Origin of the sequence: Sphingopyxis fribergensis (assembly GCF_000803645.1) — a bacterium.
Taxonomy (GTDB): domain Bacteria; phylum Pseudomonadota; class Alphaproteobacteria; order Sphingomonadales; family Sphingomonadaceae; genus Sphingopyxis; species Sphingopyxis fribergensis.
On the sequence record NZ_CP009122.1, the window covers coordinates 2,188,207 to 2,204,467 of the forward strand.

The 16,261-nt window shown below is 63.2% G+C and carries 19 protein-coding genes and 1 tRNA gene; 6 read left to right on the plus strand and 14 right to left on the minus strand.

Annotated features, from left to right (window positions below):
- Window positions 1–6 precede the first annotated feature (6 nt).
- The 6 genes from SKP52_RS10175 to SKP52_RS10200 form a co-directional block, all read right to left on the minus strand.
- Entirely contained in the window at window positions 7–1,182 is a 1,176-nt protein-coding gene (locus tag SKP52_RS10175; RefSeq protein WP_039574533.1) for a serine hydrolase domain-containing protein, read from the minus strand.
- A 22-nt stretch (window positions 1,183–1,204) separates the two neighbouring features.
- Entirely contained in the window at window positions 1,205–2,485 is a 1,281-nt protein-coding gene (locus tag SKP52_RS10180) for an SAM-dependent methyltransferase (protein WP_039574537.1), read from the minus strand.
- Between the two features lie 75 nt (window positions 2,486–2,560).
- Window positions 2,561–3,514: a metal-dependent hydrolase gene (locus tag SKP52_RS10185; protein ID WP_039574539.1), complete on the minus strand. Its 954-nt coding sequence runs from the start codon at window positions 3,512–3,514 to the stop codon at window positions 2,561–2,563.
- A gap of 12 nt (window positions 3,515–3,526) precedes the next feature.
- Window positions 3,527–4,564 carry a 2-oxoacid:ferredoxin oxidoreductase subunit beta gene (locus SKP52_RS10190; protein WP_039574540.1) on the minus strand — a complete coding sequence of 346 codons (1,038 nt, stop codon included), beginning with the start codon at window positions 4,562–4,564 and terminating at the stop codon, window positions 3,527–3,529.
- A gap of 17 nt (window positions 4,565–4,581) precedes the next feature.
- A complete protein-coding gene (locus SKP52_RS10195) occupies window positions 4,582–4,914 on the minus strand; it encodes a DUF6572 domain-containing protein (protein WP_052208072.1) in 333 nt (110 codons plus the stop codon).
- On the minus strand, window positions 4,914–6,776 hold the full coding sequence (locus SKP52_RS10200) for a 2-oxoacid:acceptor oxidoreductase subunit alpha (protein ID WP_039574541.1): 1,863 nt from the start codon (window positions 6,774–6,776) through the stop codon (window positions 4,914–4,916). Before SKP52_RS10200 ends, SKP52_RS10195 begins: the two co-directional genes overlap by 1 nt.
- A 183-nt stretch (window positions 6,777–6,959) precedes the next feature.
- On the opposite strand from SKP52_RS10200, the gene SKP52_RS10205 reads away from it, so the two are divergent.
- Both SKP52_RS10205 and SKP52_RS10210 read left to right on the plus strand, forming a co-directional pair.
- Window positions 6,960–7,907 carry an alpha/beta hydrolase gene (locus SKP52_RS10205; RefSeq protein ID WP_039574544.1) on the plus strand — a complete coding sequence of 316 codons (948 nt, stop codon included), beginning with the start codon at window positions 6,960–6,962 and terminating at the stop codon, window positions 7,905–7,907.
- The gene (locus SKP52_RS10210; protein ID WP_039574545.1) at window positions 7,904–8,380 is read left to right on the plus strand and encodes an RNA pyrophosphohydrolase; all 477 of its coding nucleotides are present in this window, start codon (window positions 7,904–7,906) and stop codon (window positions 8,378–8,380) included. The genes SKP52_RS10205 and SKP52_RS10210 overlap by 4 nt, the downstream gene beginning before the upstream one ends.
- Here the strand turns inward: SKP52_RS10210 and SKP52_RS10215 are convergent.
- Window positions 8,341–9,030, minus strand: a complete 690-nt coding sequence (locus SKP52_RS10215) for a uracil-DNA glycosylase (RefSeq protein ID WP_039574547.1) — start codon at window positions 9,028–9,030, stop codon at window positions 8,341–8,343. The two genes, SKP52_RS10210 and SKP52_RS10215, sit on opposite strands and share 40 nt — an antisense overlap.
- A 23-nt stretch (window positions 9,031–9,053) precedes the next feature.
- On the opposite strand from SKP52_RS10215, the gene folK reads away from it, so the two are divergent.
- From folK to SKP52_RS10230, 3 genes are all read left to right on the plus strand, one after another.
- On the plus strand, window positions 9,054–9,575 hold the full coding sequence (folK, locus tag SKP52_RS10220) for a 2-amino-4-hydroxy-6-hydroxymethyldihydropteridine diphosphokinase (protein ID WP_148309076.1): 522 nt from the start codon (window positions 9,054–9,056) through the stop codon (window positions 9,573–9,575).
- 43 nt (window positions 9,576–9,618) lie between these two features.
- Window positions 9,619–9,694: transfer RNA gene (locus SKP52_RS10225), tRNA-Lys, on the plus strand.
- A gap of 168 nt (window positions 9,695–9,862) precedes the next feature.
- On the plus strand, window positions 9,863–10,864 hold the full coding sequence (locus SKP52_RS10230) for an NAD-dependent epimerase/dehydratase family protein (RefSeq protein ID WP_039574548.1): 1,002 nt from the start codon (window positions 9,863–9,865) through the stop codon (window positions 10,862–10,864).
- Between the two features lie 159 nt (window positions 10,865–11,023).
- Here the strand turns inward: SKP52_RS10230 and SKP52_RS10235 are convergent, their stop codons facing one another.
- From SKP52_RS10235 to SKP52_RS10260, 6 genes are read right to left on the minus strand one after another with little or no spacing between them, the layout of a single operon-like run.
- Window positions 11,024–11,671: an NrsF family protein gene (locus SKP52_RS10235; protein ID WP_039574550.1), complete on the minus strand. Its 648-nt coding sequence runs from the start codon at window positions 11,669–11,671 to the stop codon at window positions 11,024–11,026.
- A 1-nt stretch (window position 11,672) separates the two neighbouring features.
- A complete protein-coding gene (locus SKP52_RS10240) occupies window positions 11,673–12,194 on the minus strand; it encodes a sigma-70 family RNA polymerase sigma factor (protein ID WP_039574552.1) in 522 nt (173 codons plus the stop codon).
- Window positions 12,191–12,649 (minus strand): DoxX family protein, encoded by a 459-nt coding sequence (locus SKP52_RS10245; protein WP_039574554.1) that lies wholly within the window; start codon window positions 12,647–12,649, stop codon window positions 12,191–12,193. The genes SKP52_RS10240 and SKP52_RS10245 overlap by 4 nt, the downstream gene beginning before the upstream one ends.
- Before the next feature lie 3 nt (window positions 12,650–12,652).
- Window positions 12,653–13,345, minus strand: a complete 693-nt coding sequence (locus tag SKP52_RS10250; protein WP_228383888.1) for an HvfC/BufC N-terminal domain-containing protein — start codon at window positions 13,343–13,345, stop codon at window positions 12,653–12,655.
- The gene (gene bufB / locus SKP52_RS10255) at window positions 13,338–14,201 is read right to left on the minus strand and encodes an MNIO family bufferin maturase (RefSeq protein WP_081997286.1); all 864 of its coding nucleotides are present in this window, start codon (window positions 14,199–14,201) and stop codon (window positions 13,338–13,340) included. Before bufB ends, SKP52_RS10250 begins: the two co-directional genes overlap by 8 nt.
- A 6-nt stretch (window positions 14,202–14,207) precedes the next feature.
- Window positions 14,208–14,504 carry a BufA1 family periplasmic bufferin-type metallophore gene (locus tag SKP52_RS10260; RefSeq protein ID WP_039574557.1) on the minus strand — a complete coding sequence of 99 codons (297 nt, stop codon included), beginning with the start codon at window positions 14,502–14,504 and terminating at the stop codon, window positions 14,208–14,210.
- A gap of 163 nt (window positions 14,505–14,667) precedes the next feature.
- On the opposite strand from SKP52_RS10260, the gene galE reads away from it, so the two are divergent.
- Complete coding sequence (gene galE / locus SKP52_RS10265) at window positions 14,668–15,684, plus strand: UDP-glucose 4-epimerase GalE (RefSeq protein WP_039574560.1); 1,017 nt, start codon at window positions 14,668–14,670, stop codon at window positions 15,682–15,684.
- Here galE and SKP52_RS10270 read toward each other — a convergent pair.
- A complete protein-coding gene (locus SKP52_RS10270; protein WP_039574562.1) occupies window positions 15,681–16,253 on the minus strand; it encodes a TMEM165/GDT1 family protein in 573 nt (190 codons plus the stop codon). The genes galE and SKP52_RS10270 overlap by 4 nt on opposite strands.
- Between the last annotated feature and the right edge of the window lie 8 nt (window positions 16,254–16,261).

The window sequence follows — 16,261 nt, forward strand, 5'->3', positions numbered from 1 at the left end:
ACTGGGCTACTGCCCCGCTTCCTTGTCCACCGCGGCCTGCACGCTCTTGTAAAAGGCTTCGCGAGCAGCACCGACGCCCTCCGGATCCGTCGCGGTCGGCCAATTGCCGTTCGAGGCTATGATCAGCTTTCTCTTGGGATCGATGAAGATTCCTTGCCCAAAGATCCCCTGCGCGGCAAAGCTACCGTCGTCATTGGTCCACCATTGATAGCCATAGCCACGCCCCGGCAGGTCGATGCCCGCCTGCTTGGTCGTCGCGGCGGGGAGCCAATCATCGGGCAGAACCTTCTTGCCGCCGGCAACCCCGCCGTTCAGGATGAACTGACCGAAGCGCGCATAATCCTTGAGGCTCGCTGACATACAGCAGCCGCTGATTTCATGCCCCGTCGCGCCGAGCATCCACACCGCATCCTGCTCCATGCCGAACGGCTTCCAGACCTTTTCGGACAGATAGGCCGACAGCGTCTTGCCCGTCGCGCTCGACACGAGCACCCCGATCAGATTGGTTTCGCCGGTCTTGTAAACCCACTTCGACCCGGCGGGCGCTTCGCGCGGCAGGGTCTTCATATAGCTGACCGTTATGTCCTCGTCGGCGACCGGCTTTTGCAAGTTGAACAAGGCAACGTCGGATTTGGGATCGGTATAATCTTCGTTCCATTTGACGCCCGAGGTCATGGTGAGCAGCTGCTTCACCGAGACATCGTCATAAGCCGAGCCTTTGAGGCCGGGGATATAGACGGTGACCTTGTCGTCGAGGCTCTTGATATAACCGTCCTTCACCGCGGCGCCGACAAGCGTCGAGGTGAAGCTCTTGGCGACCGAGAAGCTCGTCCAGCGGCCCGACGCGCCATAGCCGAGCGCATATTTTTCGAGCCGGACCTTGCCGTCCTGCACGATGATCAGGCCCGCATTGCGCTGTTTCGCGATATGGGCATCGACGTCGAGGCCAAGGTCGATCGGCTTGCCCTGCGGCAACGGATAGACCGGCCCGCCCGCCTTGACCGTGTTGACCACGACCTTGGGAACCATCTCCATCGTGCGGAAGGCGGCGTCGCGTTGATCCTGGGTCCAGAACAGCACATTCAGATCCTTTGGCAGTTTGTCGGTCGTCTCGGTCGGTAAGGGTGCACTGCACCCAGCCGCCGCGGTGCACAGCAGCACCGCCGCCAAAAATCTTCGCATGTCCGTCTCCCCCCCCCCGTTTTCAGGCTGTCTTTTCAAGCGTGACCTGCGCGACCTCGATACCGCCGCCGCGAAAGCCGCCTTCACAATATTGCAGATAATAGCGCCAGAGCCGAACGAAGCGCGCGTCGAACCCCGACGGCAATTGGTCGGCAGCGACGGCCGCATCGAAACCCTCGCGCCACTGGCGTAGCGTTTCGGCATAATCACCGCCGAACCGGTGCACATCGCGCCACGCGAGGCCGCGCGCCTCGGCCAGCGCGCGAAAGCGGCTTTCCGAGATCAGGCAGCCGCCCGGGAAGATATAGGCCTGGATGAAGTCGCTGCTCGCCGCATAGCGTTCGAACAGTGCGTCGTTGATCAGGATATACTGGATCGCCGCCTTGCCGCCGGGACGCAGCAGGCGCGCGATCGCGTCGAGATAGGCGGGCCAATATTCCTGCCCAACCGCTTCGACCATCTCGACGCTCGCGATCGCGTCATAGGGGCCCTGCGCGTCGCGATAATCGCAGATTTCGATGCGCGAGCGATCCGACAGATCGACCGCCGCGAGCCGCGCATCAGCGATTTCGGCCTGCGCGGGCGACAAGGTGATGCCGGTGTAGAGCACATCGTGGCGCTCGACTGCGCGCTCGGCCAGCGCACCCCAGCCGCAGCCGATTTCGAGCAGCCGGCTTCCCGAACGCAAGTCGAGCCGATCGAGGATCGCATCGACCTTCGCCGCCTGCGCCTCTTCGAGCGACTGGCCGGGATCGGCGAACAAGGCGCTCGAATAATTCAAACTAGGGTCGAGCCACAAGCGATAGAAATCATTTCCCAAATCATAATGGGCATGGATATTCCGCTTCGCGCCGCGGCGATCGTTGCGGTGGAACGCATGGATCACCTTGTTCAGCCAACGCGATGGGCCATGCGCGCGGCCGACATTCCCGAGCGCCTCGCCGTTGCGCATGAACAGATCGAACAAGGGTACGGGATCGGGCGACGACCATTCACCGGCTTCCCACGCGCGATACCAGCCGACCGAACCCGACAAGGCCAGCCGCGCGAGCGACGCCCAGCTGTGCAGATGGACGACCGCCACCGGCCCCTTGCCGCGCCCACCGAGCAACCGCACGCTGCCGTCGGGCAAATGCGCCTCGATCGTGCCCAACATAAGGCCCGCGTCGATCCGGTCGAGCATATGGTGAAAGAGCCCAGCGGGCGCCAAAGCGATCAGCCGCGCCAATACACCGCCGGCGCGATAGGCACGATCGGCGCGGAGCAGTTCCTTACCGCGGCGCGGGCTGACATGCGTGTTCATTAGCCCCTTCCTGCCTCAAACAGGGGCCGCTGACAATCGGTTGACGCGCGGCGCCTTGACGTCATGCGGGGGCGCTCATTCGGAATGGCTGGCGGTGTCGGGCGCGGTCAGGCGAATCTGGAACCGGTCCCGCGCGAGCGGGTGCATGAAACGCTGGTCGCGCAGCAGGATGGCATCGCCGTCCATTTGCGCCACGGGCATCCGCGACCAGAAGAGGAAAGCGCGCGCCGCAGGATTTGCCTTCGCCCATGTTGCAATCCGGGGATCGTCCATGCCGGTCGGCGCCCCGGTCAGATCCACACTGCCACCCACCCCCGGAACGAAGCTCGCGGTACCGAAGCGGTCAGCTGTCCGCCAGAAGATGTCGCGTTTCCAGAAGGCAAGCGGCGGCGGGCTCGCGACGACGAGCGCGTCCTTTTGGCCGCTCGCAGCGAGCGCGCTCAAGGCCATGCGCTCGGCGGCGCCGGTGATGAGGCCATTGACGAAGATATAGGCGCACACCGCCGTAAAGCCGATCCATGCGGGGCGCCGCCAGTTCGCCGCGCCGCGCCTCTCGCCGTGCAGCGACATCCAGATCGACACCGCAAGCGCGATCCATATCCACAGATCGATGATGAAGATGCTATCGCCGTAAAACCAGCGATGGCTGAACGGTTCGAGCAGGCGGATGCCATAATTGTTGAGCCAGTCGAGCGCCGGGTGACTGAAACAGCCGATATAGGCGAGCGCGAGCAGCCAGCGCTTGTGGATCGGAAGCCGCGACGCTGGCCGTTTGCCGCGCCGGTCCTGCCAGCGGTCGAAAGCCAGCATCAGCGCCCACAGGATGATCGGCAGCAGCAGGAGCGCGATCGGCCCGTGGGTGATCCCACGCCGCATCGACAGCGATTCGATGCCATAGACCGCGCATGCGGCGTCGATATCGGGCAGGTTCGCCGCGATGATCAGTGTCGGCATCGCAAGGCCGGTCTTTTCCTTGAGCCCTAACTGGCCCAGAACCGCGCCGACAAGGCTGTGCGTCAGATTATCCATGACGAAGGAAGATCAGAGTTCGGGCCCGCCCTCGGTCACCGTCCAGGTCTGCCCTTTTTTGAGCAGGTTCTGCAGGTCCGCCTTCTTGCCTTCGGCCGCTGCCTTGTTCTGCCGAACAACGTCGGCCTCGAAGGTCGGGCGCGGGTCGTCGTAGAGCACGCCGAGCGCCATCGGAAATTCGCCGAAGCGCATTTCGACGAGCATGTGCGCGACGCTGCGGTTGGTCACGTCGTGTATAATCACACCTGCGGCCTGCCAATCGCCGTCGATCACATCGACAGTCTTGAGGTGCAGTGCCTCGGCGTCGAGCGCGATGCCCTTGGTGCCCTTGGCATAGACCATCGGCTCACCCTCTTTGAGCCAAAGCTGGCGGTCCTCGGCGCCCTTGGGCGCAGCGAAATCCTCGAACACGTCCTTATTATAGACGATACAGTTCTGAAAAATCTCGATAAAGGCTGCGCCTTTGTGGGCATGCGCTGCCTTCAGGACGTTCGGCAATTCCTTAGAGACGTCGAAACCGCGCGCGACGAAGCGCGCACCGGCGCCGAGCGCAAAGGCTGCGGGCTGCGCCGGGCGGTCAACCGAGCCATAAGGCGTCGAGGGACTCGTCGTGCCGACGCGGCTGGTCGGCGAATATTGCCCCTTGGTCAGGCCGTAGATCTCGTTGTTGAACAGCATGATCTGGCAATCGAGATTGCGGCGGATCAGATGCATCGTGTGGTTGCCGCCGATCGACAGCCCGTCGCCGTCGCCGGTGACGATCCAGATATCGAGGCTCGGATTCGCGAGCTTCAGTCCCGTCGCGAACGCCGGCGCGCGGCCGTGGATCGTATGGAAGCCGTAGGTTTCCATATAATAGGGAAAGCGCGACGAGCAGCCGATGCCGCTGACGAACACGGTATTCTCGGGCGCGGTTCCGATTTCGGGCATAGTGCGTTGCACCGCCTTCAGGATCGCATAGTCGCCGCAGCCTGGGCACCAGCGGACTTCCTGATCGGTTTCCCAATCCTTCAGAGTCGTCGTGCGAGCGATGGTGGTCATCTCATTCATTGAATAACCTCAATAACCTAGTAGCCCGAAGGCAGTTGCTTATAAACTAGCCCGACGTTGTTGGACCCCGCAGCCTGTATGGCTCTTTCAAAAAACCAAGTGACCGTTTCTGGTGCCGTGTGCTGAGCTATAATGTCGATTCTGATCGATGTTCCTCGCGCTTCCGGCCGGTGTTCAAACAATTGGCCGCTATCCACGAAATCCAGATAAGCGTTGAGCTTGTCTTGGATCGCTTTGAGGTGGCCCTTCTCATCCGTCCAATCGAGATGATCAGAAATCGTGAGAACGGTGGTTCCCGTCGACACTTCGGTCCCCATACCGTCTACCACGGAGGAGTCCTCAATGGACATTAGCCTAGCGCCTCCTCGATCGCCGCTTCGATTTCGGCGATGGTGAAGGGCTGGCCCGACACCTTGTTCACCGGTTTCGCGTCGACCAGATATTGGTCGCGCAGCACGGTCTTGAGCTGGCCGGTGTTCATTTCGGGCACGATCACCTGATCATAGCTTTTGAGAAGTTCGCCGAGATTGGCGGGCAGCGGCCAGATGTGGCGGATGTGGATATGGCTGACGTCGGCGCCCTGTGCCCGCTGGCGGCGCACCGCCTGGTGGATCGGGCCGAAGGTCGAGCCCCAGCCGACGACCGCGAGCTTGCCGCCCTCGGCGCCGAGTTCGACGACCTGGTCGGGGACCTTGACGCCGTCGATCTTGGCCTTGCGGATGTCGGTCATCGCCTGGTGGTTCGATGCTTCGTAATTGATGTGGCCGGTATCGATTTCCTTCTCGATCCCGCCGATGCGGTGAAGCAGGCCGGGGGTGCCGGGCTTGACCCACGGGCGCTTGAGTTTCTCGTCGCGGCCATAGGGCTTGAAGCCGTCTTCCGGGGCCTCGGTGAGGAATTCCACGGGGAAGGCTTCGTAGGTCGTGAGGTCGGGCACGGCCCAAGGCTCGGCGGCGTTGGCGATATAGCCGTCGGTGAGCAGGATCACCGGGGTCATATATTGCACCGCGATGCGCACCGCCTCGATCGCGCATTCGAACGCGTCGCCGGGCGAGCACGCGGCGATGACGGGCATCGGGGCGTCGCCGTTGCGGCCATAAACCGCCTGATAGAGATCCGACTGCTCGGTCTTGGTCGGCAGCCCGGTCGAAGGGCCGCCGCGCTGTGAATTGACGATGATCAGCGGCAATTCGGTCATGATCGCGAGGCCCATCGCCTCGCCTTTCAGCGCGATGCCGGGCCCCGACGAGCTGGTGACGCCGAGCGAACCGCCATAGCTCGCGCCGATCGCCGAACAGATCGCGGCGATTTCGTCCTCGGCCTGGAAGGTCGTGACGTCATATTCCTTGAGCCGCGACAGATGATGCAGGATCGCCGACGCGGGCGTGATCGGATAGCCGCCAAAGAACATCGGCAGCTTGGCAAGCTGCGCGCCCGCGACAAGACCAAGCGCGATGCCTTCGGCGCCGGTCAGCGTGCGGTAGAGGCCGGGCGCCACTGGCGCCGGATCGACATGATGCTGCTTGAGCGGCCCCGCGAGTTCGGCGGTTTCACCGTAAGCGTGCCCGGCGTTGAGCGCGGCGACGTTCGCGGCGGCGAGATCGGGCGCCTTTGCGAATTTCGCATTGAGCCAGTCAATCAGCGGCTGGCGATCACGATCGAACATCCAGAGCGCGAGCCCCAGCGTCCACATATTCTTGCAGCGTAAAGCTTCCTTGTTGCCGAGGCCAAAGGGCTTCACCGCGTCCATCGTCAGCTGGCTGATGTTAAGCTTCAAGAGCTGCCATTTGGCGAGGCTGCCGTCGTCGAGCGGGTTCGCCGCATATTTAGCCTTGGCAAGGTTGCGGTCGTTAAACTCGCCCTCGTCGGCGATGATGAGCCCGCCCTGCTTGAGCGAAGGCACATTGGTCTTGAGCGCCGCGGGGTTCATCGCGACAAGCACGTCGGGCGCGTCGCCCGCGGTGTCGATCGCCGACGATCCGAAATTGATCTGGAACGCAGACACGCCGAACAATGTGCCCTGCGGTGCGCGAATTTCTGCGGGAAAGTCGGGGAAGGTCGCGAAGTCGTTGCCCGCGAGTGCAGACGACAGCGTAAATTGACCGCCGGTCAACTGCATCCCGTCGCCACTGTCCCCGGCAAATCGTACCACTACCGCATCCGAAAGGGGGGACTGCCGTTTGCCGGCCTGGTCCACTACCGCTGTCGCCATTTTCTTTGTCTGCCTCAATTTGCGAACCTGTAACGATGGCGTAGGCCCGTGCGCGCCAAGCCGCAATTGAGAAAAAATTGTGCGCTGCGAAGCGGGAAGCGCAGGTGAGTTTCATTTCGGGATTGAATTTGCGCCGCCGATACCGAATAGCATGGCAAAAATGGCGATCAGGGAGAGACGCAGATGACCGACAGCACCACCCACTTTACGCGCCCCGACGTGGCGGCTTTCCTCGCCTTCCTGAACGCGCAAGAAGGCCCAAAGATGGAAGAGATGCCGCCCGAGGCCGCGCGCGAAATGTTCCGCGTGATGGGCCAACTCGCCGACGTGCCGCGCGGCGAAATCGCCAAGGTCGAAGATCGGGCGATTCCGGGGCCGGCAGGTGATATCCCGATCCGCATCTATGACAATCGCCCCGACCGCACCCCCGGACCGGTGATGGTCTTTTATCACGGCGGCGGCTGGGTGATTGGCGATCTCGACACGCACGACGCCTATTGCGCCGAAGCGGCGCGGCTGCTCGACATGCCGGTGATCGCGATCGACTATCGCCTCGCGCCAGAACACCCCTTCCCCGCCGCTCCGGAGGATTGCGAAGCGGCGACGCGCTGGGTCGCCGACAATATCCCTTGCACCGGGCTAGTACTTTCGGGCGAAAGCGCCGGCGGCAATCTGACCATCGCGACCGCATTGGCGCTGCGCGACAAGCCGGCGTCGAAGCCGGTGATCGCCATCCATCCGATCTATCCTGCAGTGACGACGCACGACGACTGGCAAAGCTATCGCGATTTCGGCGAGGGCCATTTGCTCACGACGGGCAGCATGACCTGGTTCGGAAACCATTACGCCGCCGATCCTGCCGATTATCGCGCCTCGCCGCTCGATTTCCCAGCCGAGGGCCTGCCGCCGACGCTGCTCGTCACTGCAGGGCTCGACCCGCTGCGCGATCAGGGCCGCGCCTATGCCGCCAAGCTGATCGAGGCCGGGGTGCCCACCACATACCGCGAGGCGACGGGCACGATTCACGGCTATATCAACCTGTCGCAGGGCATCCCGAGCGCCAAAGAAGATATTCGCGGGGCATTGACCGTATTGAAAGCAATCGTCGCCGAAGCTACCGGGGCGGCATGATCGATCACAGCGCCCTTCCCTATCGCCCCTGTGCCGGCGTCATGCTCGCCAATCGCGGCGGCCGCGTCTTTGTGGGCCAACGACTCGATACCACGACCGAAGCCTGGCAAATGCCGCAAGGCGGGTTCGACGAGGGCGAGGATGCCGAGGAAGCCGCGATCCGCGAACTCGGCGAGGAAACCGGCATCCATGGCGGGCTGGTCGAGATCATCGCGCGCAGCCGCGAGGAATATTTTTACGACCTGCCCGACCATCTGATCGGCAAGATGTGGGGCGGCAAATATCGCGGCCAGCGCCAGCACTGGTTCCTGATGCGCTTCATGGGCGAAGACAGCGACGTCAATATCCACACCAAGCACCAGGAATTCCGGGCGTGGAAATGGGCCGAACTGAACGAGATCGAGAAATTGATCGTGCCGTTCAAGCGGGTGCTTTACCGCGGGCTGGTCGAAGAATTCGGCCCCCTCGTCTGATCCTTGAGCGCGATCGCGGTGCGAAAAACGTCGGCGAACATAGCCGCGGTCAGCCGCCCAGTGTTCGTGTTGTAGCGCGAGCAGTGATAGCTATCGATGAGATACCGTCCGTCAGACAGTATATGAATAGCGCCATGGGCAAATGGAAAGGCCGCGAGGCGCATGCCCGCCGCCCTAAGCGTCGCATTGTGCGCGATCCGCCCGAGCGCAATGACCACCCGGACCTTCGGCAAGGCCGCAAGCTGCGTTTCGAAAAAAGGTCGGCAGTTCGCGATTTCGGCGGGCGTGGGCTTATTCTGCGGCGGCAGGCATTTGACGCTGTTGACGATAATCGCGCCCTCGAGCGTCAGACCGTCGTCGATGCGCGCGTCGTAGCGGCCGTTGCCAAGCCCGAATTCGGCGAGCGTCGCAAACAGGAGGTCTCCGGCATAGTCGCCCGTGAACGGTCGGCCCGTCCGGTTCGCGCCATGCTTGCCCGGTGCCAGCCCCGCGAAAGCCAGCCAAGCATCGGGATCGCCGAAGGCATAGACGGGCGCGTTCCACCAATCGGGATACTCCGCTTGGCATTCGCGCCGAAACGCGACCAGCCGCGGACATCGGGGGCAGTCGCGTGGCGGCTCGGTTCCGGGCAATGGGCTGTCAATTTCCACGCATCTGCGATAGGCGCGAGGGGATGAGCAACGCAATGCCGCTTCCTCTCTACGCCATCGGCCTCGGGTCGAACCGCCGCCATGCGCGCTTCGGCGACCCGCGCGCAGTGCTGCTCGCCGCGCTTGCCGCGCTGGAGAGCGACGATATCGAGGCGGTCGACGCGAGCCCGATCATCGCCAGCGATCCGCTCGGCCCGTCGCGCCGCCGCTATGCCAACGCCGTCGCTCTCGTCGCCTCGCCGCTCAGCCCGCCCGAAATGCTTGAGCGGCTGCAGGAAATCGAGACGAGCTTCGGCCGCCGCACCGGCCAGCGCTGGAGCGCGCGGACGCTCGATCTCGATATCCTGCTCTGGTCGGGCGGCACCTGGTCCGACGCCGCGCTGACGATCCCGCATCCCGCCATAGAACAGCGCGCATTCGTGCTCGGCCCGCTCCGCGCAATCGTCCCCGAATGGCCGCACCCGCTGCACGGCCGCAGCGTGCGCCAACTCGCCGCGCGCCTTGCACGTCCAAAGCCGGTTGACCGGGGCGCATCGGCGCACTAGGGCGACGGCTCACTTCGCGAGGCCGCTTTGCCGCCGCCGCGATGGGCCCTTAGCTCAGTCGGTAGAGCAACTGACTTTTAATCAGTAGGTCGCTGGTTCGAACCCAGCAGGGCTCACCATATTTCAGTTCCGGCGCGTGATCCCGCAACGACAATCGTGCCGGTCTTGCGTGTGAATTTACGTTTGCCTCGCTATGAGCAACAAAGACGGCCCGATCCAAAAGGGGCGCGTCCAGTAGCTAGATCGCTGAGCTTGCGGCAAGCCGGCGCAGGAAATGGGGACGAGATTTGACGACGCTCATCACTGGTGCGGCTGGTTTTATCGGGATGCATGTCGCCGCCGCTTTGCTTGATCGCGGCGAGCGCGTGGTCGGGATGGACAATTTCACACCCTATTATTCGCTCGACCTCAAGCGCGCTCGGGTTGCGCGCCTCAAAGCGCACCGGAGCGAAGCCTTTTTATTTCTTGACCTCGATTTTGGCGATGCCGACGCGCTCGCCCGGGCGCTCGCTACGACGACAATCGACCGGATCGTTCACCTTGGCGCGCAACCCGGCGTGCGCTACTCGCTGGAAAATCCCGCCGCCTACATCCACTCGAATGTTTCCGGGCATGTCAATATTCTGGAGTTGGCGCGCGACAGGGCCGTTTCGCACTTGGTGTACGCCTCGTCCTCGTCGGTCTACGGACTGCGCTCTGACACGCCTTTCCGGGTGTCCGATCGCGCCGATACGCCGATTTCGCTCTATGCGGCGACAAAACGCGCCGACGAACTGATGAGCGAAACCTATGCGCATCTATTCCGGATCCCGCAGACGGGCCTGCGCTTCTTTACCGTATATGGGCCATGGGGCAGACCAGATATGGCGGTGTGGAAGTTCACCGAGGCGGTACTGCAGGGCCATCCCATCGACGTTTACAATCACGGCGACATGCTTCGCGATTTCACCTTTATCGACGATATCGTAAACGGCGTCGTCCTGGCGCTCGACCACCCTCCCCAAGACGATGGTCGAGAAAAACCGGGGGGCTTCACGACGCCTCATCGCTTGTATAACATCGGCAACAATCGCCCTGAGCAATTGACCGACCTGATCAAAGCGATCGAAGAAGCGTGCGAACGAAAAGCCGAGATAAACCCCCTACCAATGCAAGATGGTGACGTTTATCAAACATTTGCGGATATCGACGACATTAGCCGGGATCTCGGCTTTGCTCCGACAACGCCCCTGGGAATCGGAATTCCGGCCTTCGTCAATTGGTACAGGGGAGAATGGGCGAAGCGTTGAGGCCGCCGGTTGGGCATCGATCGAGGCGGTCGACACCGACACGCCGGCATCGGCGCGCGACGTACTCGTCGTTTCGGTCGTCGACATTTTCCTCGACGGCGTCGAATATCGAAGCGCGCCGCAGGGCCGCTAAGTCGATCCACTGCGCACGCGCCGCACTTACCAGCGCAAGAAGCGCGGCAAGAGCAGGCGCCCGGCGATCCCCAAAACAGGCACCGCCGACGCATGCCAGAGCGTGATATGAACAAGGTCGTCGCTCGAGCAGAGCAGCGCGATGATCGTTGCTCCCGCCGCCCCCGCCGCGATCCCGATCACCCAACCTGCCCGTGTCGGCGAGGTCGGCGCGCCCGCCCTGAGCCACAGGAACAGCGCGGCGCCGACACCCAGCCCCGCAACCACGCCTTGGACGAGGCACTGTCCGTCGAAGCCGCGATGCGCCGTCTCGGCCGCGGCGTGACCACCGCCGAAAAATACGAACAGCGCCGCGAACGGCAGCGCCAAAAGCGCCCCGACCGCCCAGCGCCAGCCGCCATAGTCGCGCCCGACGCCCGGCAAACCCATGCGGAGCGCGCTCCATGCCGCCGCGATACCCGCGGCAGCGATGAGCCAGAAGGTGAGCATCGAAACCGGCGGCATCGCGCCCTCGGCAAGGTCATGCCGCGCCCCGAACAGCGCGACCAAGGCGGCGCCGACGCCTAGCCATCCTGCCGCGACCCACAAAGACCCACGCGCGACGCGCCGCGGGCGCACCGGTTTCAGATCGCCTGCCAGCCCGTCGATCAGATCGTCGATCGATGCGTCGTTCATCTCATTCACTCTCAATCAGTTCGGCGAGTTTCTTGAGCCCGCGATGGATATTCACTTTGACCAGCGATTCGCTCTGGCCGCTAATTTTGGACGCCTCTGCGATCGAGGCGCCCTCGATCTTGACCAGCGTGATCGCCTGCGCCTGCCCCGGCGGCAGCAGCGTCAGCAGATGATCGATGCTGAGCTTTGCGTGCACCGCCTCGTCCTCGGCGCCCACCGCGGCGTCATTGTCGCCAAGCTCGGCTTCGTCGCGCTGGCGGCGGAGCATGTCGATCCAGCGATAGCGCGCGATGGCAGCTAACCAGGGTAGAAAGGCGCGCCCGCTGTCCCATGTCGCAAGCTTGCGGTGCATCGACACCAAAGTTTCCTGCACCAGATCGTCGATGTGATGTGCCGCGATCCTTCGCGCAAAATAGCGCGTCAGCCATTGGCGGCTGTCGACGAGCAGCGCGCGATAGGCCGCGCGATCCCCCCGCTGTGATGCGGCCATCAAGCGCGCCAGCGAAGGTTCGTCGATGCTCATTTCGCGCGCACCCTAGCAACAAGCCCGTCGAGCGAGAACAGGCCGCCGCCGCGCACGATCAGAATCGCCGCCATCGCCGCCCACAAGGAATGAACTGGCCACCAGGCGTCGGGGAAGACGAAGATCTGGATGACGAACGTCATCACGAGCAGCGCACCCGCCGAAAAGCGCGTTGCGACGCCAAAAAGGAGCAGCATCGGAAAGAAATGTTCGGCGAAGGTGGTCAGTGGAACCGCAAGAACAGGGTCGAGCGGCAGGCCTGAAAATTCGCTCCGAAACAGGTCATATTGCGAGGGGTCGATCTGCAGGAAACTACCCTCGACGACCTTGGTCTGACCCGAACGCCAGAACACGCCCGCCAGCGCGAGGCGCAACAAGAACAGCGCAATGCCTTCGAAAAGGCGCGATCCGGCGAGCGCGACGCCGCGATCATAAAATCCGACAATCCGGTTCATCTCTCAAACCTTTTCAAAAGCCCCTGCGTCGATCAGCGCCGCAATCGCGGCACCGCCGTCATCATGATGTTCGGCCAGATGCGCGATGAGGTTACCGATCGGGCAAATTTCCTGCGCAATGGCGATGGCGGCGGCATCGGCGTTCTCGACCGCGAACAACCGGACCTCCGCGCGGGGGCGTGTGATGAGCAATCCCGTAACGTCCGGAGCAAAGGCCGGATCGACGAGCGGCGCAGCATCGCTCGAGAGCGTCACAATGCGCGCCGCAGGATGACAGCGAACCGCGAGACCGAGCAGGCCGGCTTCGCACAGTCCAGCGAGATCAGCGAGCGTCAGCGCGAGCTTCTCAGCAGCATTATAGCTTTCAAACCACGCTCGTTCGGCCCGCGCCAGATCGGCGGCGAGCGGATCGGCCAGCCATGCGGAAAAGTCGGCGCCGATATCGGACAACGACCGGCGCTGCGCCCCGCCCGCCTCGATAAAGTCACGCGACAGCCGGTTGAACTCATCCTCGCCCAGAAAGGCACGGGTGCGCGGGAAACTGTCTTCCAGCGCGACGAGCCGAGCGTGCGAAATCGTGTTCGCATGAACACGCAGCCCGCGCAGCACTGCGGCCTCGCTTCCGGCGAACAGGCCGTGGGGCAAATGGCCCGGGCCATGCAGCAAGGTCGCGATGATCGCCGCTTGGTCAAACACCGGCGGGTTCCCGCAGCAGGCCATCGGCTTTGGCGGCTTCTACCATCAGTGTTGCATAGTCCGGAACGTCAGTGTCCCATTCGACCAGCACGGGCTTTGGCCCCGAACGATCAAGAAAGGACGCGAGCAATTCCCAGCAACTTGTCCGCACCGGCGATCCATGATCGTCGATCGCTATTTGGCCGCTCATGTCATCGCCGTTCACCGCATGGCCCGCGACATGCACCTCGCCGACAAGGCGCGGATCGAATGCCGCGAGCCACGAAGCCGCATCCAGCCCGAGATTGAACGCCGAAACCTCGACATTGTTGATGTCGAGCAGCAGCCCGCACCCGCTGCGGCGGCAGAGTTCGTGAAGGAAATCGACCTCAGCCCAATCGTCGCCCGCATAGGCGAGATAACGCGAGGGATTTTCGATCAGCATCGTGCGGCGCAACCGGTCCTGTACGCGCCCGACCTCGGCCGCGAAATGATCGAGCGCCGCGTTGCTATAGGGTATCGGCAAGAGGTCGGGAAATTTGTCGTCGGGCCCGTTGCTCCAACTCAAATGGTCCGAAACCATCGCTGGCGCGTAACGGTCGCAAAGCTTCGCAAGCGCGGTCAGTTCGTCGCGGTCGACGCCCGCCGCCGATCCCAGCGACAATCCGACCGAATGAAAACTCATCGGCAGATGCTCCGCAATCGCGGTCAGCCAGCGATGCGGCGGCCCGCCCGCGCCGAAGTAATTCTGGGGGTGGACTTCGGCCCAGGCGGGCGCCGCCCCCTGCTCCACCGCGGCCAGCACATCGGCGTAATGCTGGGGCTTTAGCCCGATGCCGGCGCGCGCGGGCAGCGGCGGGAACAGGGGAAGGGTCACGGTCGGTCAGCCCTTCTTGGCAACCGGCTTGGCGTTGCCCTTATGCGCGGTCAGCGTGCCGCCCATTTTCACGCAGCTGCCCGCGGGGACATGCTTCCAGGCGTTGCCCTGATAGTCGACGGTCGACGTGCCGGCGCAGCTGGTGCCCGGACCGGCGGCGCAGTCGTTCTTGCCCTTGAGCGAGACGCCATAGCATTTTTCCTTGGCGCCTTCGGCGGCGACGGCAGTGCCGCCCGTCGCGGCGCCAGCGGCCATGGCAAGGACCGCCGAGGCAGCAAGCGAAAGTTTCAGTGCATTGGTCATAAATTTCTCCCTTAAATGGACGATGCGGAGGATGGCATCGTCACAAGTTCGCGAGAGCCGGTGCAAAAGTTACGCCGAGGCGGGAGGCAATGATTTGGCAGGATGTGCCCGATAGAATAGGGCCAGCGATCACGAACAGCGCACGAATGGAGACGGGCAAGGCATGAATATTCTGCTGACGGGCGGCGCGGGCTACATCGGCAGCCATGTCGCGGCGCCGCTGGTTTCTGCGGGGCACAAGGTCGTATGTTTCGACAATCTTTCGAACAGCGATGCGGCGGTAATGGACCGCCTGGAGGCAATTACCGGCACGCCCATCCCGCTCGTCCAGAGCGACATCCGCGATGGAGAGGCTCTGCGCCGGGTGATGACCGACCATGCAATCGAGGCCGTCGTTCACTTTGCCGGCTTGAAGGCCGTCGGGGAATCGGTCGCCGAACCGATCAAATATTATGACAATAATGTCCGCGGCACGCTGTCGCTGCTTGAGGCCATGATCGACTGCAACGCCAAGACCCTTGTCTTTTCGTCGAGCGCCACCGTCTATGGCCAGCCGCAATATCTGCCGCTCGACGAAAATCACCCGACGTCGGCGACCAATCCTTATGGCCGCACCAAGCTGATGATCGAAGAGATGCTGGGCGATGTCGCCGCCGCCGATCCTGAATGGCGGATCGCGATCCTGCGCTATTTCAACCCGGTGGGCGCACACGACAGCGGCCTGATCGGTGAAAATCCGAACGGCATTCCGAACAACCTGATGCCCTTCATCAGCCGCGTCGCCGCCGGACGGCTGAGCGAACTGTCGGTGTTCGGGAACGATTACGACACCCCCGACGGGACCGGGGTGCGCGATTATATCCATGTCGTCGACCTGGCCGACGGCCATGTCGCCGCGCTCGAGGCGATCACGAAGACCGACCAGTCGCTGTCGACGTGGAACCTCGGCACTGGAACGGGTTATTCGGTGCTCGACATGGTCGAGGCGTTTTCGCGTGTGAACGGCGTGCCCGTGCCCTATCGCATCGCGCCGCGCCGCGACGGCGATGTCGCAAGCTGCTTTGCCAGCCCCGAACGCGCCGCGAACGAGCTCGGCTGGACTGCGGAGCGCGACCTCGACGCGATGTGCGCGTCGAGCTGGAATTTCGAACGTACGCTCGCCGGGCGCAACGCCGACTAGCTGAGCCAGCCCGCGGTCTGCACCAGCACCCAGAGGCCGATCACGAGGAACAGCGCCGCCGCGACCATGCGCACCTTCGCGAGGACAACGCGCTTGAGCAGTTCGTGGCCGAGGAAGATCGCGGGCACATTGGCGATCATCATGCCGAGCGTCGTGCCCGCGGTAACCGCGACGACGTCATGATATTGCGCACCGAGCGCGATCGTCGCGACCTGCGTTTTGTCGCCCATCTCGACGAGGAAGAAGGCGACGAGCGTGGTCAGGAACGCACCGAACCGGGGTTTGGGGGCGTCATCGTCCTCAAACTTGTCGGGGATCAGCGTCCACGCCGCCATCGCAATGAACGACAGGCCGATCGCATAGCGAAACACCGGGCTGTCGAGAAAGGCGGCTGCCGACGAGCCCAGCAGCGCCGCGAGCGCATGGTTCGCGAGCGTCGCGAACAATATGCCGAGGATGATCGGAACGGGCCGATTGAACCGCGTCGCGAGCAGGATCGCAAGCAGCTGCGTCTTGTCGCCGATTTCGGCGAGCGCAACGACGGCGGTCGAGGTGAACAGGGCTTCCATGAGGTACT